The 565-nt window shown below is 72.6% G+C and carries 1 protein-coding gene; it reads left to right on the top strand.

All coding sequences use genetic code 11. From position 1 onward, the window contains the following. On the top strand, window positions 1-497 hold a 497-nt coding region (locus BZY54_RS52960), incomplete at its 5' end, for a GntR family transcriptional regulator (protein ID WP_244217051.1). Between the last annotated feature and the right edge of the window lie 68 nt (window positions 498-565).

Raw genomic sequence — 565 nt, 5'->3', positions numbered from 1 at the left:
CGCGGATCTCCGAACGGCAGGCGCAGGACGTGCGCGACATCCGGGTGATGTTCGAGGAGTACGCGGCCCGCCGGGTGACCGGCCGACTGGATGCCGAGCACACGCGGCTGCTCACCGAAGACGTGGCGCACCTGCGCAGGGCGGCGGCGACGAACGACATCGGGGCTTTTCGCGACGCCGATATGTCATTTCACCGCCATGTGTGCGAGGCTGCCCGGAACGCGGCGCTGATCCGTCTGTGGCGCATGATCGAGTCCAGCCTGTGGGACCTGCACGTGCTGGGCGACCCGCGCTACGCGGGCGGCTGGGGCGCGATGGCCGAGCACCACGCGGAACTCCTGGACCTCCTGCGCTCCGGTGACCCCGACGTCGCCGGGCCGATGTTCGCCGCCCACGCCGCGGGCGAGGCCTCGCGCTACCTTCCCGACCAGTCCGGGCCCCGGACACCGGAGCGACCGCCAACCACCCTCCCACCTCACCGAGGGGCACACGCATGACTGATCCGGCACGCAGACAGCTTCTCCGCCTCGGCGCGCTCGCGGCCGCCGCCGTCCCCCTGGCCGGC

The sequence above is a fragment of the Streptomyces carpinensis genome (assembly GCF_002154505.1).
GTDB lineage: Bacteria > Actinomycetota > Actinomycetes > Streptomycetales > Streptomycetaceae > Streptomyces > Streptomyces carpinensis.
This window is presented reverse-complemented; position numbering and strand designations above follow the sequence as displayed.